The 23,138-nt window shown below is 30.1% G+C and carries 27 protein-coding genes; 6 read left to right on the plus strand and 21 right to left on the minus strand.

Annotation, left to right across the window (positions count from 1 at the left end; translation table 11 throughout):
- Positions 1-4: 4 nt before the first annotated feature.
- Positions 5-1,285, minus strand: coding sequence for a homoserine dehydrogenase (locus tag LFT63_RS02530; protein WP_046466634.1), 1,281 nt, complete (start codon positions 1,283-1,285; stop codon positions 5-7).
- Positions 1,286-1,473: 188 nt separating this feature from the next.
- Here LFT63_RS02530 and LFT63_RS02535 point away from each other — a divergent pair, with 188 nt between their 5' ends.
- A complete protein-coding gene (locus LFT63_RS02535) occupies positions 1,474-2,841 on the plus strand; it encodes an aspartate kinase (protein ID WP_017637347.1) in 1,368 nt (455 codons plus the stop codon).
- A 60-nt stretch (positions 2,842-2,901) separates the two neighbouring features.
- Here LFT63_RS02535 and LFT63_RS02540 read toward each other — a convergent pair whose 3' ends face one another.
- Positions 2,902-3,495 (minus strand): hypothetical protein, encoded by a 594-nt coding sequence (locus LFT63_RS02540; RefSeq protein ID WP_340767837.1) that lies wholly within the window; start codon positions 3,493-3,495, stop codon positions 2,902-2,904.
- Positions 3,496-3,890: 395 nt separating this feature from the next.
- On the opposite strand from LFT63_RS02540, the gene LFT63_RS02545 reads away from it, so the two are divergent.
- The gene (locus LFT63_RS02545) at positions 3,891-4,751 is read left to right on the plus strand and encodes a hypothetical protein (RefSeq protein ID WP_037555472.1); all 861 of its coding nucleotides are present in this window, start codon (positions 3,891-3,893) and stop codon (positions 4,749-4,751) included.
- A 74-nt stretch (positions 4,752-4,825) separates the two neighbouring features.
- On the opposite strand, the gene nucI is transcribed toward LFT63_RS02545, so the two are convergent.
- A complete protein-coding gene (nucI, locus tag LFT63_RS02550; protein ID WP_340767838.1) occupies positions 4,826-5,356 on the minus strand; it encodes a thermonuclease NucI in 531 nt (176 codons plus the stop codon).
- A 133-nt stretch (positions 5,357-5,489) separates the two neighbouring features.
- On the opposite strand from nucI, the gene LFT63_RS02555 reads away from it, so the two are divergent.
- A complete protein-coding gene (locus LFT63_RS02555; RefSeq protein ID WP_017636440.1) occupies positions 5,490-5,672 on the plus strand; it encodes a hypothetical protein in 183 nt (60 codons plus the stop codon).
- Positions 5,673-5,875: 203 nt separating this feature from the next.
- A complete protein-coding gene (locus LFT63_RS02560) occupies positions 5,876-6,064 on the plus strand; it encodes a hypothetical protein (RefSeq protein ID WP_029055413.1) in 189 nt (62 codons plus the stop codon).
- A gap of 77 nt (positions 6,065-6,141) precedes the next feature.
- Here LFT63_RS02560 and cls read toward each other — a convergent pair whose 3' ends face one another.
- Positions 6,142-7,623 (minus strand): cardiolipin synthase, encoded by a 1,482-nt coding sequence (cls, locus tag LFT63_RS02565; protein WP_070451259.1) that lies wholly within the window; start codon positions 7,621-7,623, stop codon positions 6,142-6,144.
- A gap of 30 nt (positions 7,624-7,653) precedes the next feature.
- Positions 7,654-7,857, minus strand: coding sequence for a hypothetical protein (locus LFT63_RS02570; RefSeq protein WP_029055415.1), 204 nt, complete (start codon positions 7,855-7,857; stop codon positions 7,654-7,656).
- Between the two features lie 229 nt (positions 7,858-8,086).
- On the opposite strand from LFT63_RS02570, the gene LFT63_RS02575 reads away from it, so the two are divergent.
- Positions 8,087-9,112, plus strand: a complete 1,026-nt coding sequence (locus LFT63_RS02575; RefSeq protein WP_029055416.1) for a threonine aldolase family protein — start codon at positions 8,087-8,089, stop codon at positions 9,110-9,112.
- Positions 9,113-9,479: 367 nt separating this feature from the next.
- On the opposite strand, the gene LFT63_RS02580 is transcribed toward LFT63_RS02575, so the two are convergent.
- The 12 genes from LFT63_RS02580 to hflX all read right to left on the minus strand — a co-directional run bounded on the left by LFT63_RS02580 (position 9,480) and on the right by hflX (position 18,272).
- Positions 9,480-9,677, minus strand: a complete 198-nt coding sequence (locus LFT63_RS02580) for a hypothetical protein (RefSeq protein WP_017637898.1) — start codon at positions 9,675-9,677, stop codon at positions 9,480-9,482.
- A 176-nt stretch (positions 9,678-9,853) separates the two neighbouring features.
- Positions 9,854-10,105, minus strand: a complete 252-nt coding sequence (locus LFT63_RS02585) for a hypothetical protein (protein ID WP_029055417.1) — start codon at positions 10,103-10,105, stop codon at positions 9,854-9,856.
- A gap of 54 nt (positions 10,106-10,159) precedes the next feature.
- Positions 10,160-10,408 carry a hypothetical protein gene (locus LFT63_RS02590; protein WP_029055418.1) on the minus strand — a complete coding sequence of 83 codons (249 nt, stop codon included), beginning with the start codon at positions 10,406-10,408 and terminating at the stop codon, positions 10,160-10,162.
- A gap of 69 nt (positions 10,409-10,477) precedes the next feature.
- Positions 10,478-10,636, minus strand: a complete 159-nt coding sequence (locus LFT63_RS02595) for a hypothetical protein (protein WP_155979877.1) — start codon at positions 10,634-10,636, stop codon at positions 10,478-10,480.
- Positions 10,637-11,003: 367 nt separating this feature from the next.
- A complete protein-coding gene (locus LFT63_RS02600; protein WP_029055419.1) occupies positions 11,004-11,201 on the minus strand; it encodes an LSM domain protein in 198 nt (65 codons plus the stop codon).
- Entirely contained in the window at positions 11,198-12,517 is a 1,320-nt protein-coding gene (locus LFT63_RS02605; RefSeq protein ID WP_340768204.1) for a minor capsid protein, read from the minus strand. Before LFT63_RS02605 ends, LFT63_RS02600 begins: the two co-directional genes overlap by 4 nt.
- Positions 12,518-12,594: 77 nt before the next feature.
- Positions 12,595-12,705, minus strand: coding sequence for a hypothetical protein (locus LFT63_RS02610; RefSeq protein WP_225880628.1), 111 nt, complete (start codon positions 12,703-12,705; stop codon positions 12,595-12,597).
- Positions 12,706-13,129: 424 nt separating this feature from the next.
- Positions 13,130-13,252, minus strand: a complete 123-nt coding sequence (locus LFT63_RS02620) for a hypothetical protein (protein ID WP_225880629.1) — start codon at positions 13,250-13,252, stop codon at positions 13,130-13,132.
- Between the two features lie 561 nt (positions 13,253-13,813).
- Positions 13,814-15,154: a type I glutamate--ammonia ligase gene (gene glnA / locus LFT63_RS02625; protein ID WP_029055421.1), complete on the minus strand. Its 1,341-nt coding sequence runs from the start codon at positions 15,152-15,154 to the stop codon at positions 13,814-13,816.
- A 19-nt stretch (positions 15,155-15,173) separates the two neighbouring features.
- Positions 15,174-15,542 carry a MerR family transcriptional regulator gene (locus LFT63_RS02630; protein ID WP_340767839.1) on the minus strand — a complete coding sequence of 123 codons (369 nt, stop codon included), beginning with the start codon at positions 15,540-15,542 and terminating at the stop codon, positions 15,174-15,176.
- A 235-nt stretch (positions 15,543-15,777) separates the two neighbouring features.
- The gene (locus LFT63_RS02635; RefSeq protein ID WP_029055422.1) at positions 15,778-17,016 is read right to left on the minus strand and encodes a methionine gamma-lyase family protein; all 1,239 of its coding nucleotides are present in this window, start codon (positions 17,014-17,016) and stop codon (positions 15,778-15,780) included.
- A gap of 14 nt (positions 17,017-17,030) precedes the next feature.
- Positions 17,031-18,272: a GTPase HflX gene (gene hflX / locus LFT63_RS02640; RefSeq protein ID WP_029055423.1), complete on the minus strand. Its 1,242-nt coding sequence runs from the start codon at positions 18,270-18,272 to the stop codon at positions 17,031-17,033.
- Between the two features lie 109 nt (positions 18,273-18,381).
- On the opposite strand from hflX, the gene LFT63_RS02645 reads away from it, so the two are divergent.
- Entirely contained in the window at positions 18,382-18,858 is a 477-nt protein-coding gene (locus LFT63_RS02645; RefSeq protein ID WP_029055424.1) for a glutathione peroxidase, read from the plus strand.
- Positions 18,859-19,104: 246 nt separating this feature from the next.
- Here the strand turns inward: LFT63_RS02645 and hfq are convergent, their stop codons facing one another.
- From hfq to LFT63_RS02665, 4 genes are all read right to left on the minus strand, one after another.
- Positions 19,105-19,332, minus strand: a complete 228-nt coding sequence (gene hfq, locus LFT63_RS02650) for an RNA chaperone Hfq (protein ID WP_017638332.1) — start codon at positions 19,330-19,332, stop codon at positions 19,105-19,107.
- Positions 19,286-20,284 (minus strand): tRNA (adenosine(37)-N6)-dimethylallyltransferase MiaA, encoded by a 999-nt coding sequence (miaA, locus tag LFT63_RS02655; protein WP_340767840.1) that lies wholly within the window; start codon positions 20,282-20,284, stop codon positions 19,286-19,288. Before miaA ends, hfq begins: the two co-directional genes overlap by 47 nt.
- A gap of 1 nt (position 20,285) precedes the next feature.
- Positions 20,286-21,221, minus strand: coding sequence for an alpha/beta hydrolase (locus LFT63_RS02660; protein ID WP_340767841.1), 936 nt, complete (start codon positions 21,219-21,221; stop codon positions 20,286-20,288).
- 238 nt (positions 21,222-21,459) lie between these two features.
- Positions 21,460-23,133 (minus strand): glycerol-3-phosphate dehydrogenase/oxidase, encoded by a 1,674-nt coding sequence (locus LFT63_RS02665; RefSeq protein ID WP_029055426.1) that lies wholly within the window; start codon positions 23,131-23,133, stop codon positions 21,460-21,462.
- Between the last annotated feature and the right edge of the window lie 5 nt (positions 23,134-23,138).

Below are 23,138 nucleotides of genomic sequence, written 5' to 3' on the forward strand. Positions count from 1 at the left end.
AAAATTAAACCCCTTCTACAGGATAAATTTTACTTACTTCAAATCCTGCGTCATTTAATAGTTGTTCTGGTGATTGATCTAACCCTATAATAACCGTTGCAAATGTATCTCCGTCTCTTTTAGTTATTTTCAATGATTTATGGAACGGTAAATGTGCTTTGAGTTCATTTTCTAACTTTTCTTCAGAATTGTGTTGTGCTTTAAGAACAACATAGAAGTTAAGTTTTTCTTGTTTTAACACTGCTTTATCATTATCCATCATTTCTCTAGTTTCTTCTGTTTTCAATTCAAAATGAGGCGGTAGTGTATGTAAATTCGACTCAAAGAATAATGCTACATTTAGTAAATCACTAACAACTGCGCTACCTGTAGCTAAACTTCCTGCACCTTTACCATAAAACATTGTGTCCCCTACAGCATCACCGATAACGTATATTGCATTATATTCATTTTCAACTGCAGCAAGTTGATGATTTTCATCGATTAACGTCGGTTCGACTGATGCATTAACCTTTCCATTACTATATGTACCTTTACCAATTAATTTGATTTTATATCCTAAAGATTTAGCTGCATTAATATCAGATAATGTTGTTTCTCTAATACCTTTTAATTTAACCTCATTTAACTTAATTACCTGATTAAATGATAAATAAGATGTAATAACAACTTTTCTAGCGGCATCAATACCATCAACGTCATCAGTAGGATCCGCTTCTGCAAAACCGAGACGCTTTGCTTCTTCAAGAGCATCTTCAAATGATGTTTGGTCTTGAGTCATTTTTGAAAGAATAAAGTTTGATGTTCCATTCAGAATACCCATAAATTTTGAAATGTTATTAGCATTTAATCCATTATTGATTGCATTCACAATCGGAATTCCACCTGCTACACTTGCTTCGAATTTTAATGCAACGCCATTAGTTTCGGCTAAATCTTCCAACAATTTTAAATGTACAGCCAATAAATCTTTATTTGCCGTAATAACATGCTTCTTATTTTTCAATGCAGTACGAAGCCAATCAACTGTTGGTTCGATACCACCCATTACTTCAACGACAATATCAATAGAATCATCTTCTAAAATTTCATTAACATCGTCAGTTAAGTGATATTGGCTAATATTAAGCGGTCGCTTTTTTGACTTATCCCTAACAAGTATATGTTTGATAACAATATCTTTATTAAGTGTATCCTTAATTTGTTGCCTATTCTCTTCGATAATTTTAACAACACCTGATCCGACCGTACCTAAACCAAGTAATGCTATATTTAATTCTTTCATTTAGCTGTACCTCCTTGTTCACTTGAGAAAAACAAATGTATCGTTGAAAAATACTATATGATGGTATAGTATAGAATTATTCTTAATTTTTGTAAAGTTCGCAATAATAGAAATATAATTTTATATTACCATTCTCTAGACAAAAACTGAATGAAATTTTCTGATTTTTTAGAAAGGTTGTTTTATTTATGAAAGTAGCTAAATTTGGAGGCAGTTCTGTTTCCAACGCCAAACAAATTAAAAAAGTATTAAAGATAGTTAATGAAGATCCAGAAAGAAAAATTATTATCGTTTCTGCACCAGGTAAAAGATCAAAAAACGATATTAAAACGACAGATTTATTAATTCGCTTGTATGAAAAAGCGATAAATAACATTGATTATCAACATAAAAAACAAGAAATTATTCAAAGATACGCTGATATCGTTGATGAGCTCGATATGGATCGTGATATTCTCGATACAATCGATCATACTCTTGAACATTATATTCATGAACTTAAAGATAAACCCTCTCGACTATACGATGCGATTGTGTCATGTGGTGAAGACTTTAACGCTCAACTCATTGCCACATATAATAATAGTCAAGGTATCCCAACAAGGTATATTTCACCTAAAGAAGCAGGTATTTGGGTAACAGATTTACCAAAACAAGCTCAAATATTGGATTCTTCATATGAACAGATTTATAAATTAAATGACTATAAGGAAAAATTAATTATTCCTGGCTTCTTTGGCGTTTCAAAACATAATTTTATAGTTACTTTCCCAAGAGGTGGTTCAGACATAACCGGCGCTATTATTGCACGTGGTGTTAGAGCCTCACTTTATGAGAACTTTACTGATGTTTCTGGTATTTATAAAGCTAACCCAAATATCATCAAAGATCCTGAAATTATTGAAGAAATTACTTATAGAGAAATGCGTGAGTTATCTTATGCTGGTTTCAGTGTATTTCATGATGAAGCGCTTCAACCATTACATAAAGATCGTATTCCTGTAGTTATAAAAAATACTAATCGACCAGAAGATAAAGGGACATATATATTACATGACCGAGAAATTAATTCTAAAAATGTCATTAGTGGTATTAGTTGTGATAAGGACTTTACAGTAATCAATATCAAAAAATATTTAATGAATAGACAAGTAGGTTTTACTAGAAAGGTTCTAGGTGTATTTGAAGATTACAATATTTCATTCGATCATATGCCTTCTGGAATTGATAATATCAGTATAGTTATGCGTTCCAATCAAATTAAAAATATTGAAAGTCGGGTATTAAACGATATTCAAAAACATTGTGATGTCGATGAATTAAGTATCGACCATGATCTAGCTATCCTTATGATTGTTGGAGAGGGTATGAACAGAGTTGTAGGTACAGCTAGCAAGATTACACATGCTCTAGCTGAATCTAATATTAATTTAAAAATGATAAACCAAGGTGCTTCAGAAATATCTATGATGTTTGGAATTAAAGTGGAAGATGCAGAAAAAGCGGTTAGATCAACTTATGAATTCTGTTACCATGGCGTGTGTATTAAAGAATAGCTAAAAATAAAGCAACTTTCTATTATGGAATGGATAAGATTCCAAATAGAAAGTTGCTTTTTATGATTCTAATATCTTTTTATTATTAATAATTGCCTCTTTTATCCTTTTCTCGCCTACTACAAGTTTGAGAATAAAGAATTGGTAATAACTTAATGAATCAATCACTCGTTTATAGTTTGAAAATTGATGGTAATTTTGATTGTCTAATAAATCATACATTAGAACAATTTCGGGTTTAATATAATCCACACCATTATTTAATGAGTGGAAATATATATTATCCTTTGATAAACGAATTTTATTATCTAATCTAAATACCCATTCATCATTTACAACATCATAAACAAAAATTTCCATGATATGTTGTTGGTCATCATATACATTTACATGGGTAATATCCTTTAAAGCTATGTTACGATTTTTAAAACATTCCCCTGCTTTATTATATAAACAAACTGTGAATGTCTTAGGAATTGCTTTTACAATTTCTATTAATTTTTTACGTTCTACACAAATATCTACTTTTGAAGGTAGTTCAAAATCATCACTTAAAAACAATTGCATGGCAACTACACCATGAAATTTTAATGATTGAGATGAAGTTTGAATTAATTCTTCAACTAATGTTTTAGTGTTTAAATGTTCTTCCATGTATAAGCACACCACCTTCTTAGTAAACGCTTTCATAAGATTGATTATACCTATATACTTAAAATTTTTCAATTGGTTATTTGTGAACAATTAGTAAAATCTATATTTAATGCTATAAAATTTTATTATATCCACAGTTTTAATTGAGTGTCGTAAAATATTACACCCATCATATTAAATTATAGGAAGTTTTAGATTAAAAGTTCATACAATATTCTTAATTTCACCTGCTATAGATTGAACATCATTAACCGGAAGTTTATAATTTATATTGTGTTATCAAGTGTGTAATTACGATAATATTTATGTTTGCGTTACTTTAAAATTAAATATATTTATCGTAATCATTCATTTGTATTTTTTATTTAAAAATTAAAGAGATTCGGGTGAAAATTATGTCAACATTATCGATAATTCTAATAATTATCATCATTGTTTTGATTATTGTATTTTTCTTGAATCAACAGTATTTAAAAAGTAGAGTTGAAACAGAAGAATACGCTAAAAATCAAATCGTTGCAAAAAATTCAGCTTTAAGTGAAGAAAATCTTTCTTTAAAAAATCAAATGCTTAGTACTAACAAAGACATTAGTCCTCACGCTTTAAAAAATGCTAAACGTGATTTAAGAGGTATTTTGGACAAATTTATCGAGGATGATCAACTAAAATTCTATAACATCATTACTACAAGTAATTTGGCAACAAAACATCCTTTATTTGAATATGTGAGATCTTTCGATTTCATTATTGTAACAGACGTTGGTTTAATCAATGTCGATGTTAAACATTGGAACCAAAAAACGTTCTATCATTTCGATGTTCCAGATAAACATATCGATAAGGATCAACAACCTTTAGATAGAGACAAAATAGTAGGTCATTACATTAGTGAACAATATCATGAACAATTTAATACAACTCGTGAAGGCGTATATACATTTATCGAAACCCTTCAAGATAACCGTGTTATTTTTGAATTTTATGATTATGATCCATATCAACAAGCTGCTAATAACGCTAAAGCGCTTAAAGACCAAATTGAAGGACAATTTAACTTTAAGATTCAAAGTATTGGTGTCATCTACTTTAACGATGGATCAGTAAATATTATCGAAGGTTCTGGAGAAAGCGATAAATACGTAGACACTGTATCAACAAAATCTTCTTTAGAAAAAGTAATCAAAGATGCAGTTCATTTATCAAAACATCCATTGACCGAAGATCAAGTGAATCAAATTACCGAACAATTCAATTAAAGTGGACATACCAAAAGACCAGTTCAAAACATTTAATCATTTTGAACTGGTCTTTTATTTATTATTTTATCTATTTAACTCCAAAGATTAACTTTCTTTTTCTTAGCTTCATTTTGAGCTTTAATAAACATATCTCTATACTTACCATTCGGTGCAAAGTATTTCTCTCTTGCTAATCCTTTATCAACTAACTCCTTGTTAAACATATGGTCTTTATCTAACCATACGTATGCTAAGGTTCTACCGTATCTATCATTCTTTTCTTTATCATATTCTAGATATACATCTTTATCAGATAATGTTTTCTTACTATAATTAGACGCTTCTTTTCCATAAGGTTGAACTGGCGTATTAGGTTTGACAGTTTCAGGTGTATCTACACCGATTAATCTCACTTTAATACTTTTATTACCTTGTTTGGCGACAAAGGTATCTCCGTCAACGACTCTTTCTACATGAACTTTTTCTTTTCCTTTTAAATCCGTACTAGAAACTTCAGATTGATTACCACAAAATGGTCCTGAATGATTAATATATTGAAACAATAATACAAAGATAGCTATAATTACCAACGCGAGTGTTGATAGAGATTTTTTTGATTTCATTGATGTCACCCATTCTTACTTTTTTATCCTGACTAATCATAATGAAAAATAAACATAGCGTCAATATTAATTATGAATTTTTAATTAATGATTACCGTGATATAATACTGTATGTTAGGAGTGAATAACCCGTATGTCTAGTGAAAATAGAGTTACACTTATAGCTGTTATTGTAGCAGTGATTGTAGGTATTGTGATGCAAGTTGCATTTAAATTTCCAACTATTGTATCTGCAGTAGTTTCAATCTTTTTAGGTATCTTTGTAGGGTTTATTGTTTATTTAATAACTAATTTTATGAACAAAAGAAAAAGATAACCTAATAGTAATGAAAGAACCTTATAACACACGTATTTTAAAGCAGACAATTGATGTTTAATTCAATTGTCTGTTTTTAATTTATTTAACTGTACAAATTTAATATTTAAATAAAGAATTAGTGAATAATTTTAAATTTTAGTGGTATATATACATTAATAAACCGCTTAATTCCAATTCTTAAGACTTTAAAAGGAGGAAAAATGGAAATTATTGATTGTATCATTGATAGCCACCAAGTAACCTATCGCGTTAAAACTGCTCAAAACCACACCTTTGAACATACTTTAAGTATAGAAACACCTACTTACAGAGCCATTGAAATATTAAAATTGCTATCTACACACGTAGATAAGAAAAATGAACCATCTAAATCCATCCTTTACTCTTAAAACTCTTATATTATACTTAACATAATATTAATATCGTAAAATAAAAAATCTGCCACTTTATGTGACAGATTCTAAGGTTATAATATTGGTGAAATTAATTTCGCCAAATCTTCTTTAATCTTAATTTTTAGAGAACGATTTTTATATCCTTCTAGTGTAAGTTCATTTGACTTTTTAATGTCTTCTTTATATGCATGCTTGATCTTTTTAGCCATTTTTTCATCATAAACAAATGCATTAACTTCAAAGTTAAGTTCGAAACTTCTATAGTCCATATTAGCAGACCCTACAGAAACAACTTCATCATCAATTAAACATACTTTAGAATGTAAGAATCCATTTTCGTAAGTGTAGATATGTACTCCACTTTCTAATAACTGTGCTGCATTAGCAAATGTAGCCCAGTATACGAATGGATGGTCAGGCTTACTAGGAATCATCATATGTACTTCGATACCAGTAGCTGCAGCCATTTTGATGGCATTAATATAAGAATTATCTGGTATAAAATAAGGTGTTTGAATATAAATAGATTTCTTAGCACTCATAATCATTTTAGTATAACCAAATTCAATTTGATGCCAATCTTCCGCTGGACTACTTGCCACAATTTGCATTGGTACATGTCCATCTTGTACTTGTTTCTTCGGAAAATACTTATCATTATATTCAAATTGAGGTCTATGTGCTTGAGAATTCCAATCCATCATAAATCGTGTTTGCAATCCATCTACAGCATTCCCTTTAATTCTAAAATGAGTATCTCTCCAGTAACCTAATTTACCTAAACCTAAATAGTCATCACCTACATTAAACCCACCAATATAACCAACTTGGCCATCGATAACAACAATTTTACGGTGATTACGGTTATTCATTCTAAAGTTAATGATAGGTAATTTAGAGGCAAAGAATGCTTCCACTTCTCCACCTAGCTCATTGAAATGTTTAAAGTTAGCTCTACTAATCTTTTTAGATCCAACATCGTCATATAGTAACTTAACTTCTAATCCTTCTTTAAGTTTTTCTTCCAAGGCTTTGATGATACGTTTTCCTAAACCATCTAACTCAAATCCAAAATATTCTAAATGTATGTAATCTTTCGCATTGCGAATATCTTCAAGCATTTGATCATAAAGTTCATGTCCATCAGTAAATAAATCTAGATGGTTATTTTCAGTAATAAAACCATCTTGGTTCATTAATAACATTCGAACTAAATCATGATGTTTCTTTACTAATTGATTGTCGGTATCATAAGTTTTTTCATCAAATTCTTTGATTTGTTTATCTATAAGTTCATTAAATGCATCTAATTCATTACCGTTATTTTTATCTAATTTTCTTTTAGACACTGTGCGTCCGAAAAATAAATATAGAATAAAACCAATTAATGGTAATACAAATAATACAAATAGCCATGCCCAAGTTGAACTAGCACTACGACGATTTCTTTCTAAAAATATAATTATAAACGCTAAAATAATATTAATTACAAAACCTATAACTAATAATATTGTAAATAGCATACCCAAATCATGAGAAAACCTTAGTTCCATAAACATAATCTCCTAACAACATTTTATCTTTTAATTTTTATCATTTTTAACTAAAGTCACAACCGCATTAAAATCTTCTTCAATATTAGGAAATCTGTGTTCTTCAGTCTCTTTAATCGTAATATTTAATAACTTATAACTTGCACCTTCATCTGATTGTAAATATTGATTCACACTATTTTCTAATTTATCTAAGCTACTTTCTGTAAAAGTTTTAAATTTAATTTGCTCCATTTTCAATTCCCCTTTTCACTTTGATGATTAAATGATAAGTCTTTTTCATTAATAATTCAATTAATATTGAAGTTTAACCATGTCAATACGATTTGCATTAAAATTATATTGTTCGGAATATATTTGAAATAAATTTAAAATAAGATATAATATATTCATTCGTGTAAGTAATAAGAAAAATATCGCTTATTTGAAAAAGTATTTCACTGATTTATTGGAGGGAAAGTAAATGCTATCTTTTGAAAATGATTATTTAGAAGGTGCACATGAAAAAGTATTAAATCGTTTAGTAGAAACAAATAGAGTCCAAGCAGCAGGATATGGATTCGATCATTTTACAGAACAAGCTATCCAACAAATTAAAAATAGAATCAATTGTCCTAAAGCGACCGTTCGATTTCTTGTCGGTGGGACACAAACAAATCAAGTTGTCATTAATTCAGTACTTGAAAGTTATGAAGGTGTAATTTCAGCAGACACAGGACACGTCGCCGTGCATGAAGGTGGCGCTATCGAATATAGTGGGCATAAAGTTTTAGCAATACCTTCGTCTGAAGGAAAAATAACTGCAAAAGGTGTTGAGGACTATTTAGACACTTTCAATAGTGATTTCAAACGTGATCACATGGTATTTCCAGGAATGGTCTATATTTCACATCCAACCGAGTATGGTACTTTATATACAAAACCAGAATTAGAATCTTTATCTAAAGTATGTCAAAAACACAATCTCCCTCTATTTATGGATGGCGCAAGATTAGGATATGGATTAATGAGCGATCAATCAGACTTAACTATTGAAGACGTAGCTAAGTATTGCGATATATTTTATATTGGTGGTACAAAAATTGGTGCACTTTGCGGAGAAGCAATAGTATTTACAAAACAAAATGAACCAAAACAATTTACAACCCGCATTAAACATCATGGCGCCCTATTAGCTAAAGGTAGATTAACAGGTATACAATTTCTTGAATTATTTACTGATGATTTATATTTCAAAATTAGCCGTCATGCAATTGAAATGGCAAATAAAATGAAAGCCGGGTTCCTAGAAAAAGGTTATCAATTATATTTTGATTCACCTACAAATCAACAATTCTTTATATTAAATAATGATAAAATTGTTGAACTAGAGCAAAAAGTGAAATTCGCAGTTTGGGAAAAATACGATGATCAGCATCGAGTTGTGAGATTTGCGACAAGCTGGGCAACTACTGAGGAAAATGTAGATCAATTGTTAGCGTTGATATAGTAGTTATATGGAAGTTTTATTTTGAGCATCATTCTATTATAGGGTGATGCTTTTTTATTTGAATTAATGGTTAGGAAGTTTAGTAAGTATATATGTTTGAGAAAGTTGATATCTATTTTGTATTTTATTGTCATCAGTATGTTTTGGGTAATAAAAAATAACCTTTACATTGGAAAGTTAAAAGAATATATAAATAGCATCACTTTCTCTTTATCTATGCTGAAAGGATGCTACTAATCTTTTGATTTTTTGTTTTTCTAATTCTATCGCTTTCTTATATTCTTTTTCCAATAATTCTTGCGACTATTTATTGGTTATTTCACCATCTAACTGTGCAAAATGCATAATAACCACTTCCTAATAAAATTTACTTTTCTATAATTTCAATTTGTTTTATATCGGATTCATCAATAGAGTATGTACACAAATCTGTCTTAAGATCCATATCATAATTGCCAGTGTCTGTTTCTAATGGGTTTTCATAATCAATTACTCTACCTTTTAATTCATCTCCATTTGTTAAAATTACCTTTACATTATGACCATAAGCATCTCTTATATGCAATATTCTCACCTACATTTTTATAAGAATATAAATCATATCTTAATTCTGATTGTTGTTACTATTCATTTTCTTCATTTAATTTTTTCAAATCCTCTTGCAAGTCTTCTATTAAATCCTCTATAGGTATATTACCATCTAATTGTAGTATTACCATTTATATCACCCACATATATATTTTAATACCAAGCAACAGTATATTTTTCTGGAAAATAACCATTCATATTAAATTTTTTAATAGCATGATACACATGATTTCTATATATCAAAATATCATTATCTATTTCTAATTTCGACAAAGTATAACTATCAACTCTATTATTATTTTTATTTACTATTACTTGGCCATATCCATTGCTTATTTTATTTTCAGGCAAATATTTATATTCAATTTGATTGTCACTTTCTTTGACTTTGTATAATTCTACCATAATTTTTACTCCTTTAAATAATTAAAAAATAAGCTAAATCACTGTATAAGTGTTTTATCCCCATGCTACAAGTTCAGAATCAGGAAATAATCGCTTATTAGTATTCGTGTGTATTCTATCAATTGCATGTATGAAATAATTATCTATTGTATTATTCTCAATACCAGATTTTTTGGCATTGAGAATTTGAAGACTATCTATATCCATTTGAATAACACCAGGTTTAATATTTTCATCATCATTTGGATAATATTTATATGTAACACTTTTATCATTTATTTCTTTAATTTTTAAAGTTAGCAATCACTTTCACCTCTGATCAACAAAACTAATAACATTACCTATTAACCTACTATTAATTTTAAAAATTACTCATTCATCTATAGTTTTAATTGAGTCTTCATCAGTCAATTCTTTCATTTCGTTTTCTTGTTTCTTTTCGACCGAATATTCTTCGATATCTATATTTAAAAAATCAAATAGTTCTTCTTTTGTCATCTCACCATCTAACCTTAATATAGGCTTCTTCATATAATCAGCTCATTTTGAATTTTGTTTTGAAAATCATTGTTCTTTTTCTTTCTCTTTTTTTATCTATCTTAATTTCGTTGTCCAAAATTTCACGTAATTCTTTCATTATTATATTTCCATCTAGTTATGTAAAAACTATTTAAACACCTTTGAATACTGAAATTTTATAAAAATATTATATTATAAATATATAATAACTACAATAGTTATTTTTTTAGTTGTGGTATTCAATTACAATTTCTAAAGTTAATTGGATACTAAAATGTCATCAGCACGTTTTGGACAATAAAAAATAACCTTCACATTGGAAGGTTAAAAAAGAGTATAAAAATAGCACCACTTTCTCTTTATTTGTGCAGAAAGGGTGCTATGCAGAAATTATATTTATATCTTCAATCTCGGATTCATCAATATCATATAATAAATCACCCACTGCTAAGTGGATAGAATTCTCGCCACTTTCATTGTCTAAGTGGTCATCAAAATTAGTAACTTTTCCCATAAGTCGTTGTCCATCAGTAAAATCTATCACTACTTTTTTACCAATATATGTCCACAATTTCAATTTTTATCTTCCTTTCCATTTGGAATAATGTGGCTCCCAGTTTTTGAATAATGTACTGTGCCACATTGAGTATTTATAAATTTTCCATCAATATAATCTTTCCCTATAATTTTGCCAAAATCAATTATTTCTTTATTTTTCCATTTACCTTGCCTATTAGTTACTAATTTTCCACTACCAAATTTTTGCAGTATCAATTCATTTAATTCATCATTTTTTAAAATTATATAACTTGGTATTAAATTCCTGTTCCGCAAATTTTTTAACTTATATTCATCATATAATTTATGACCTAACAAATGTCTATTTTGTTTCTCTTGGTTTAGTTCTACTTTTATTTTACCATTACTTATCATTTCAAGCATTTCTTTTTTAGCTTTTTCTTGTAATTTTTCTCTTTCAGATACTTTGTCTTCTACTTGATACTTACCTTTACGTTCTTTAAAGAATTTCTCTCTCCAGTTACCTACTTTTGGTATAGTAGTACTTCTACACCATGGATGCATTGGAGGGGCATTCACACCAGGAACCATATCTTTAACTTTAAATGTTTTACCATTTAATGAGTGACATACTTTAGATGTTTTCCCATCTAATTTAGCTACATAATCGTATTCACCTTCTTCACCTAAATCTTTAAGATATGCTATCTTCTGTGATTCAGATTGTACCCGTGCTGATTCAGTGACTAACAATCTACTGGCATTATAAGAAGTAGTATTGAATTGCTTTTTAAATTCAGTAACAAATTCATTTGGATGTCGACCTCGAATGACGACATGACTTGTTACTCGTTCAACTTCCTTTTGAACAAGTTCCATATCATTCCATAATCTCGTTGACCATTTGACACCTTTAAAATTACTATTCACGACTGCTTTCACTTCAGTGTCATCAATTTGAACATGTTCACCTAGAATATGTGCTTGTCTCTTTACTTCTCTATTAACTGCGTCACTTAACTTATCTTCAATTTTATTTTGAAGATCTAAACTAGAATCTTTCACAATCAAATCTAGCTGCTGCTTTAATAGTTTTTCTCTAGAAACTTTCATCGTTAAGTTGTATTGTTTGAGCGATTGATTTGCCTCATCACTAAAGTCTTTACACTCAACAAATTGTTTCGCTTTGTTACTAAACGCTAATACATCAAAGCTATCAGCCATTTTCTTAACTTCTTGAATACTTAATCCAGTATCTTTAGCATATTTTGCATAAAAGGCTAATAATTCTTTTGTAATTTCGGCATACATCAATAGAATGATACGTTCAATTTCAATGATTGCTTGTGCATCGACTAAAGATTCAGCGTCCATAACGTTTTTAGCACGTTCTAGCCAATATTTGGAAATTAAAAAAGACGCATCATCGGATGACACGTCTAGTTAAATCTTTAGTTTAGATATTTAATTAATAGAATGATACTAACAACCACAAGTGATCCAACTAAGAAATCTAATTTTTCTTTTTTTGTAGTTTTTCGTACTTTTACAGTTACTTTCACAATCTTCACCTAAATACAAACGCTATTATTCGTCTCCCTTTCTATTTATTTTAAAAATTTTTCTAATACTTTTGATACTTATAAACTCTATTCGGCATTTCAAATATATACACATTAAATAGTGCTTTCACTTTCCTCAATCAAATATACACCATTTTAATATAACAATAATTTTATGAATTTAATAACCAGATATTTCACTATTTATTAGTATTTACATTATTTTTTAATACACCATTTTATCTACTTCCATTCTTTTTATCAAGATAATAAAAATGGATCTTTCTGCCAACAAAAAGCAATAATAGAAAGCATAAAGTACATAAAGATAAATAAATTTGAATTGTCACAATTGAAAACCTCTGAAAAATATTATAATATAATTGTGTAAGGAGGAGCCTTATGGCTCCGATAATCATTAAGCTTATATTTTAGGCTTCCGATCCAAGTAACCGAGATGCCATAGTCTAAGCTCTTTTATTACTCCTGGAGTAATCAGTGCTACCCACACTGGATATTCTAGGAGTTTTATTATGATATCGGTCAAGGCTTTTCACCCCCTAACACAATAGCGTTGTAAGTCATCTCTATTTCTTACTAATATAATTTTACTACATACTAATTCAGCAATAAAGTTTTATTATACTTTTTAATTTAATGAAAATTATATTGTACGCTCTTTATATACTCCTTATTTATCTCTTACTGATAACACAATTAAGTCTCCGCTATCTATTTATTAAAATGATTTGTATATTTCATTTAAAAATTAAGTAACTCTTATGTGAAAAGCCACACTATAAATTAAATTTTTTCAAAGTTCTTTATAATGTATGACTTACATTAATTTCCTTTTGTAGAACTGCATAAAAATGATACTTCCCAAAATCTACCTTTCACTTCAAAATATTTCCATATTTTAAAGATAAATAACTGTTTGAGTTATAGCAAAATTAATCCTTTACATTGTAGTTGTCCAAAAGTTGCCCAGTTATCAATTTTATCGTTAAATTTCTTATATTAGTTGCCCAGTTTTAATTAAAAAAGAGCTAAAGCAAAAATGCTCTAGCCCTTGATATAACAATATTCCCCAATATTGTTTAGCGCTTTAGTATTGTTTCATGTACTGATCTCTTTCCCATTCAGATACTTGGGTTCTATAGTAATCCCATTCAATTGATTTTGAATTAAGGAATTGGTTATAGATATGATTACCTAAAGCTTTTTTGATTGTTGGATTTTCACGCATAGCTTTTAACGCAGTGTATAGTGTTGAAGGTAAGTCTTCAATACCTACAGCTTCACGTTCTTCGCGATTCATTTCGTAAATATTTTGGTTTACTGGTTTAGGAACTTCTAATTTGTTTTTAATACCGTCTAGTCCAGCTTCTAAGATTGCTGCTAATGCCATGTATGGGTTAGCTGCTGGGTCTACTGAACGTACTTCAACACGAGTAGATAAACCTCTTGAAGATGGTACACGTACTAATGGTGAACGGTTTTTACCACTCCATGCAATGTAACATGGTGCTTCGTAACCTGGAACTAAACGTTTGTATGAGTTTACTAATGGGTTACAAACTGCAGTGAATCCACGTGCATTTTTAAGAATACCAGCTGTAAATTGGTAAGCTGTATCTGTTAATTCCATTTCGCCATTTGGATCATAGAATGCATTTTCTTTACCTTTGAATAATGATACGTTAAAGTGCATTCCGCTTCCGTTTACACCGAATAATGGTTTTGGCATAAATGTCGCATGTAAGTTATGTTTACGAGCGATTGTTTTAACAACTAATTTAAATGTTTGGATATTATCACATGCTGTTATCGCATCTGCATATTTAAAGTCAATTTCATGTTGTCCAGGTGCAACCTCATGGTGACTTGCTTCGATATCAAAGCCCATGTCCTCTAATTCAAGAACGATATCACGACGACAGTTTTCACCTAAGTCTGTTGGTGCTAAGTCGAAGTAACCACCATCATCATTTAATTCTAATGTTGGTTCGCCTTTTTCATCTAATTTGAATAAGAAGAATTCTGGTTCAGGTCCTAAGTTGAAATCTGTGTAACCTAAATCTTCCATTTCTCTCAATACACGTTTTAAGTTATTACGTGGGTCACCTTCAAATGGTGTACCATCTGTTTTGTATACGTCACAGATTAAACGTGCAACTTTACCTTGACCAGCTGTCCATGGGAAGATTACCCATGTATCTAAGTCAGGTTGTAAGTACATGTCAGATTCTTCGATACGTACGAAACCTTCGATAGATGATCCATCGAACATCATTTCGTTATCTAATACTTTCTCTAATTGGCTTACTGGTACTTCAACATTTTTAATTGTTCCTAATATATCTGTGAATTGTAATCTTAAATATCTTACGTTCTCTTCTTCAGCAAACTTACGAATATCATCTTTTGTAAAACTACGTTTAGGCATACTTAAAATCCTCCAAATTTTATTTTATAAATCGGGATAAATCTCCTCGATTTATTGGCAAAGTTTCGCCATGTTGTTTTTGAGTTGCATCTACAATCATTCTTTTTCTAGTTTCTTGTTCGTCTGATGTTAAGTGATTTTGTTGATTATGAATAATTTGTTTAATACCTTTAATATTAAATCCTTTTTCAATTAAAGATTTAATTTCTAATAATCTTTCCAAATCATTCAGCGAAAATAATCTCTTATTTCCTTCAGTTCTTGCCGGCATAACTAGTTCATGTGTTTCATAGTAACGAATTTGTCTTGGACTTAATTCCGTTAATTGACTAACAACACTCATGGAGAATACGGCCATATTTCGTCTGATTGAATCATTAGACATCAATAACCTCTCCTCCACTTTTGAACTTGTACTTAATTTAGCATAGTTTAACTCATATTACAAAAATATGTTAGGTTTTCTGACATATGCTCTCAAAATACTGATTTTATTGTATTTTCCAACCCTAAAAGTATCTCTTTTTAACCAAATACCCTATATTCCGAAAAATAAATTTAAAATTTTCTGATAAAATAAGAAAAATCTCGAAGTTTTAAATTACTCCGAGATTATCTCAATGTTACACAAGCCCTTGTTCTTTTAATTGTTTGACTGCTCGTGTGACTGCTAGTTTAACATGTTCATATGTTAATCCACCTTGAACATAAGCTTCATATGGTTCTCGTATAGGACCATCAGCAGATAATTCAATTGAAGATCCTTGTACAAACGTACCTGCTGCCATTATCACGTCATCTTCGTACCCTGGCATATAGCTTGGCTCAGGACTAAAGTGTGCATTAATTGGTGACGCATGTTGTATACTCTGACAAAATGATATCATCTGTTCTTTTGTATCAAATGTCACTGTTTGTATTAAATCAGTACGTTTAACATTATATTTTGGTGATGTTGTCATATTTAATTTTTCTAATAATAGACTAGTAAATAAAGCACCTTTTAAACTTTGACTTACAACGTGTGGTGCTAGGAAGAAACCTTGATACATTTCTTGTAATGAATTTAAAGAGGCGCCCGCTTCTTTACCAATACCTGGGGCAGTAAGTCTATAACCGCAACGCGCTATTAAATCTTTTCTCCCTGCGATATAACCTCCAATTTTAGCTAGCCCACCACCAGGATTTTTAATTAATGAACCAGCAATTAAATCAGCGCCTACTTCGATAGGTTCTTGTTCTTCAACAAATTCACCATAACAATTATCTACAAAAATAATTACGTCAGGATATTGTTGTTTAATTGCTTCTATTGCTTCTTTTATTTCATCAACTGGAATAGATGGTCGTTGATCATAACCTTTAGAACGTTGTATTGCCACAACTTTAGTTTGTTTATTAATAGATTTCAGAACCTCTGGTATATCAATTTTACCTTCATTTAATGCAACTTCATTATATGTAACACCATGTTCTTTTAAACTTTCAATCCCGTTTCCGTTCACGCCTATAACTTCTAGTAACGTATCATAAGGACTTCCAGTGATATATAATAATTCATCACCATATTTTAAATTACTTTGTAATGCTAATGTGATTGCATGAGTACCAGAAATAATTTGTGGACGTACGATAGCATCTTCGGCTTTAAATGTTTTGGCATATATTTCTTCTAAATGATCCCTACCAAAATCATCGTACCCATAACCAGTCGTACCTAATAAGTCACTTTCTGTCGCTTTCACCGCATGAAACGCGTCTAAAACTTTTTCCTGATTAGTTAAAGCAACACGTTCAATTTCTTTAAAATATGGAGATAATGTATTTTCAACGTCTTCAATAAGACTTGTCATGTCTGTCATCTTGCTAACTTCCTTTATATTTTTTTATATCCTTTAATTTCATATGTCGCATCATTTTCATTAAATTCTAATTCACTTACTAATGTATGTTGTTTTAAGAAATATAATCGATCAGCATCCGAACTTGGTACAGTTTCTTCATAGTAAGTTAAATTATCTTTAATTTGATTAATTAATAAGTCTTTAACTTTATCTTTGTCACTATCGTAGCGACTTGATACAAATACATATGGATTGTTTGAAACTGGTAAATCCATTTGACTATCACACTGGTCTTTTTTATTAAAAATAACGGCTTGTGGAATTTGATCCATATCTAATTGTTTAATTAATTGATTAACCGTATCATATTGTGAGCGATATTCTGAATGACTAGCGTCTACCACATGTAATAATAAATCTGCACCTTTTGCTTCTTCTAACGTTGATTTAAAAGCAGCAACTAATGTAGTAGGTAACTTTTGTATAAATCCAACTGTATCAGAAATAATTAAGTTAAAGCCTTCATTGATTTGAATTTGTCTTGTTTTAGGATCTAATGTGGCGAACAATTGGTTCTTTTCATAAGTTGTTTCATTAGCTAGTACATTAAACCATGATGATTTACCAGCATTGGTATAACCTACTAAAGCAATTTGAAATACTTGATTCTGTTCACGTTTACTACGATAACGGTCTCTATGTTCTACTACCGTTTGTAATTGATGTTTAATTTCATTCATTCTAGTGCGAATATGCCGACGGTCCATCTCAAGTTTCGTTTCACCAGGACCTCTAGTTCCAATTCCACCACCAAGACGTGATAAGCTACGTCCATGTCCTTGTAATCTAGGTAATAAATAATCAAGTTGTGCGAGTTCAACTTGTAATTTACCTTCTCTACTTTTAGCTCTTAGTGCAAATATTTCAAGTATTAACTGTGTTCTATCGATAATCTTAATGCCCAAATTACCATTTAATGTTTTAGATTGAGCTGTCGTTAATTCATCATTCGTTACTACGACATCAATATCATGAAATTCTATGAAAGCTTGTATTTCTTCAATTTTCCCTTTTCCAACATAGTATTTATGGTCTACTTGTTCTCTATTTTGAGTAATTTGACCTTTTACATTTAATTGGCAAGTTTCTGATAAAGCTTCTAATTCTTCCATTGTTGATTCAAAATTAAATTGATTATCATTTTGAGCATGTACACCGATTAGTACAGCCGTTTCCAATTTTTTCTTTGTATCATGCGTTGATAGCTGTGCCATGATATACATCTCCTTTATATTTTCTTCTTAAGTATTTTATCATAGTGCCAATATAAAGACTATTCGTCCATATTATGTTAAATTGTAAGTAATTCGAAAGGGTGGTATTATGGAAAATATTTATGATTTCGTAGTAGAAAAAAATACTGGTGAAACATACAAGTTAGAAGATTATAAAGATTATGTTATGTTAATCGTTAATACTGCAAGTGAGTGTGGTTTCACACCTCAATTTGAAGGATTACAACATCTATATGAAAAATATAAAGATCAAAAATTTATTATTTTAGGATTCCCATGTAATCAATTTGGTGGGCAAGAACCTGGTTCAGGTGAAGAAGCTGCACAGAATTGTAAATTGAATTATGGTGTTACTTTCCCTATTCATCAAAAAATCGATGTTAAAGGTGATAATCAACATCCATTATTCCGTTTCTTAACAGATGCTCAACACGGTATGTTTAATGAAAAAATTAAATGGAATTTCACAAAATTTTTAATTGATCGTAATGGTAATGTGGTTAAACGTTTCTCTCCACAGAAAAAACCAGCACAATTAGAAAATGAAATTGAAAAATTACTTTAATCAGATTACTAAAATAAAATTATAAATTTAAAAGCTTCAATTAAAGTTGGTTTCGTGAGCTAAATGTTAGCTCTGCCAGCTTTAACTGAAGCTTTTTTACATGAATTAATACAAATACGATAAAGCACGCATGAGAATGATATTAGAAACAAAAATAATCCAATATTGTGCTGTTACCATTCCCACTAGTATGTAACTATTGCTACGTTCATTGAAAGTTGTGCTTTAATGCACTTCAATTATTACTTATTCTTCTGATGTTGATTCATTTTCGTCATCAATCATGAAAGTGCTGATCGCATGTTTGTAAATCAGATGTTGTTTTCCTTGAGAAACCAGACGAATTACCTGATCATCGAAATCTTCAATAGTTCCTTTCATTTGGAACCCATTTAGAAAGAAGACAGTAACTTCTGTTTTTTCTGATTTAAAGTTCTCTAGTGCTTGATCTTGGATGTTTTCGTTTGCAATCATGTTCAGTACTCCTTTTATTTATTTGGGTTGTAATCTCATCTAACATCATTTGAAGCGACATTTTCTCTCTATCTAACCAGTGAACGTTCATTTTATTTTTAAACCAAGTCAATTGACGTTTCGCATATTTTCGCGAATTTTGTTTTAACTTTTCAATGGCTGTTTCTTTATCCATGTTCCCTTTAATAACAGGTATAAGTTCTTTGTATCCAATTGCTTGCATACTTTGACTTGACTCATAACCTTGTTCAACTAAGTATTGCACTTCTTTAAATAATCCGTGGCTCAACATAATATCAACACGTTTATTTATTTTTTTATATAATGTTTCACGCGACATTTCAATCCCTAATAATAATGTATCATAATTTTCGGTGAATTGTTGAACTTTCTTGCGATAACTTAAAAGTTTTTTTGTTTTTAAATAATATTCTATCGCTCTCAATACTCTTTTTCTATTATTTGGATGTATATTCGAAGAAGATTCAGGGTCAAATGTATTTAGATAGTCATGTAATTCAATATTATTTAATTGTTCCAATTCTTTTAATTTAGTATTAACTTCATTCATTTTCTCTTCTGATACTGTTTCGTCTTCAAATTGATAGTTATAAAGTAAAGACTGAATATATAATCCTGTACCACCTGCAACGATTGGTGTTTTACCTCTATTAGTTATATCTTTAATACATGCTTCTGCTCTTTCTTTAAATGCATAAGCAGAGAATGATTCATCTGGATTTAATATATCAATTAAGTGATGTGGAATACCATCCATTTCTTCTTTAGTAACCTTAGCAGTACCGATATCCATGTGTCTGTATACTTGCATTGAATCACCGCTAATGATTTCGCCATTACATCGTTTGGCTAATTCTATACTTAATTCTGTTTTACCGGATGCTGTTGGTCCAACAATGACGATTAGAAATGGTTTATCTGTACTATTCATGCTACTCACTCACTTTATTTTTCTTTAAAATTTGTTTTTTAATCCATTCAAACATATGGTGCCAAGTTGACAAATAATCGTCTTCAAATAAAATTTCATGCCGTTTATTTTTATATAATTGTACGGTGATATGTTTAATACCCGCTTTTTTATAAATTTTACCTAATTTTTTAATTCCCTTACCATATTCACCAAAGGGGTCGTCTTTTCCTGAAATTAAAAGAATAGGCAGATTGTGATCCATTTGTTTTAACGATTTTACATTTGCAGTATCCATCATGTATTTAACGGTTTGATATATAAGTTGATTAGATACTCTGAAGCCACAATATTCATCATCAATAAATTTATTAACTTCTTCTCTTTTTGTAGAAAGCCAATCACTTTCTGTCTCAGGTTGGTCAATTTTTTTGGTGAATGATTTGTTCATTAATCGATTAACCCATCTAATACGACGACGTTTTCCAGCAACAATTGTAAGTAATTTTAACAGGATCATTGTTGGAATGCCTTTCCATTTTGGGAACATACCTGTACCAGTTAATATAAGACCATCTGCAAATTGAGGGTATTGTTTTACAAATAGTCTTGCAATGATTGAGCCCATTGAATGACCTAAAATAATGTATGGTAATTCAAAATGACTATCGTATAACGTTTCAACTATTTCGTATGCATCGGCAGCGACTTGAGACATATCATCAAAATGACCTCTTTCTTTTTCATCAATATTTTTACCATGTCCTCTGTGATTATGTCTGATAACATCATAGCCTTGTAAATTTAAAGCTTTGACTAATTCATCATAACGATCCATATGCTCAGCCATACCATGAAAAAGATGAACAATGCCTATAGTTTCATTATTTGCTTTGTCTATTTTCACTTCAATCATTGTTCCATCTTCCACTGTGATATTGAATTGACTTTGACTCACATATATACCCCCAAAATTTCTAAAGTTCATTTATATTATTTACGTTAAACAACCATATTATATTCAATATACCTTTTGATAACATTGTAATCAAATTGTATGCATAATAAATAGTTATCTACTTATAAGATGTTTATTTTGATTAAAAAAAGTTGTATTACAAAGTATAACATTTCGCATAAAAAAACTACTAGTATTGAGAGTATATCTCAATACTAGTAGTTCAACATCATGATATTTATTCTTTAACTGCAGGTTGATTATTACCTGATTGTGCTTCATCAATCGCTTTATTTACTTCTTCAGTATAAGCTTGTTTTTGAGCATCGCTATATTGAAGCATATCTGCTAAAACATCAATAACTGCATCTTTGTAGTTAAGTACATCATCAATATTAAAGTATAATTTACCAGAACGACGTACTAAGAAGTCAGTTGGTTTAAATACCATTTCTTGTTGAATACCATAAATTAATTCAACATAAATTTCTAATGGTAATTTACTGTTATGATATTGTGCTGTTTGAGCAATATTGAATAAATCGTCAACGTTAGAACCATATTTACTTGCTAAACGATAAGCAACGTCTTCGTCAATGCCAAATCCTTTAGCTGCGTCAACTTTTTGTTTAACGAAATTGTCGAAGTTTTTACTTCCGCCTACGTCACCACCAGAGATTTTTAATTCTTTAGTTGCACATGGTTTGAATGTTAAACCGTATTCTTTTTTAAGACGTTTAGCTAATAAATCTACAATTTCTAATGCCATATGACGGTATCCTGTTAACTTACCACCAGCGATAGTTAGTAATCCAGATTCACCTTCCCAAACTTCATCTTTACGAGAAATTTCTGAAGGATCTTTACCTTCTTCTAAAATTAATGGACGTACACCAGCCCAAGTTGATTCGATATCTTCATCTTTAACTTTAACTGATGGGAACATGTAATTAATAGCTTCGATTAAATAATCTCTATCTTCTTGAGTAGTTAATGGTGTAGCTTTTTCATTATCATAGAATGTATCAGTTGTACCAACATACGCTTTTCCTTCTCTAGGAATAGCAAAGATCATTCTGCCATCTTTTTCAGTATCAAAGTATACTGCTTGTTGTAATGGGAATTTAGATTGATCAATAACAACATGAACACCTTTAGTTAAACGTAATTGTTTGTTGTTTCTTGCATAGTCTCCACTTCTTACTTCATCAACCCATGGTCCTGAAGCGTTAATAACTTTTTTAGCTTTAATAGGATAAGTTTCATTATCAATCATATCAACGACTTCAATACCATTTACTTTTTTATTTGAGTCATAAGTGAAATGTTCTGATTTAGTATAGTTAATGATTTCAGCACCTTTTTCGGCAGCTTTTTTCATAACTTCGATTGTTAATCTTGCATCATCTGTGCGGTATTCAACATAATAACCGCCACCTTTTAAGCCATCTTGTTTAACTAATGGTTCTTTATTAAGCGTATCTTGTTTAGATAGCATTTTTTTACGTTCTGATTTTTTAACGCCTGCTAAAAAGTCATACATTGTTAAACCAATAGCAGTAGTAAATTTACCGAATGTACCGCCTTTATGCATTGGTAATAACATCCATTCTGGAGTTGTTACGTGTGGACCATTTTCATAAACAATGGCACGTTCTTTACCTGTTTCAGCTACAACACCTACTTGAAGTTGTTTTAAATAACGTAACCCACCATGTACTAATTTAGTAGAACGAGAACTTGTACCTTGTGCAAAGTCTTGCATTTCTACTAATGCTACTTTCATTCCACGGTTACTTGCATCAAGTGCAATCCCTGCACCTGTAATTCCGCCACCAACGATGACAACATCATATTCTTCATTTTTTAAATTTCTTTTTATGTGATCCCTTTTAAGTGTTGATAAACCCATAATTC

It is taken from the genome of Staphylococcus sp. FSL H8-0121 (genome assembly GCF_038008425.1).
GTDB classification, from domain to species: Bacteria; Bacillota; Bacilli; order Staphylococcales; family Staphylococcaceae; genus Staphylococcus; species Staphylococcus pasteuri.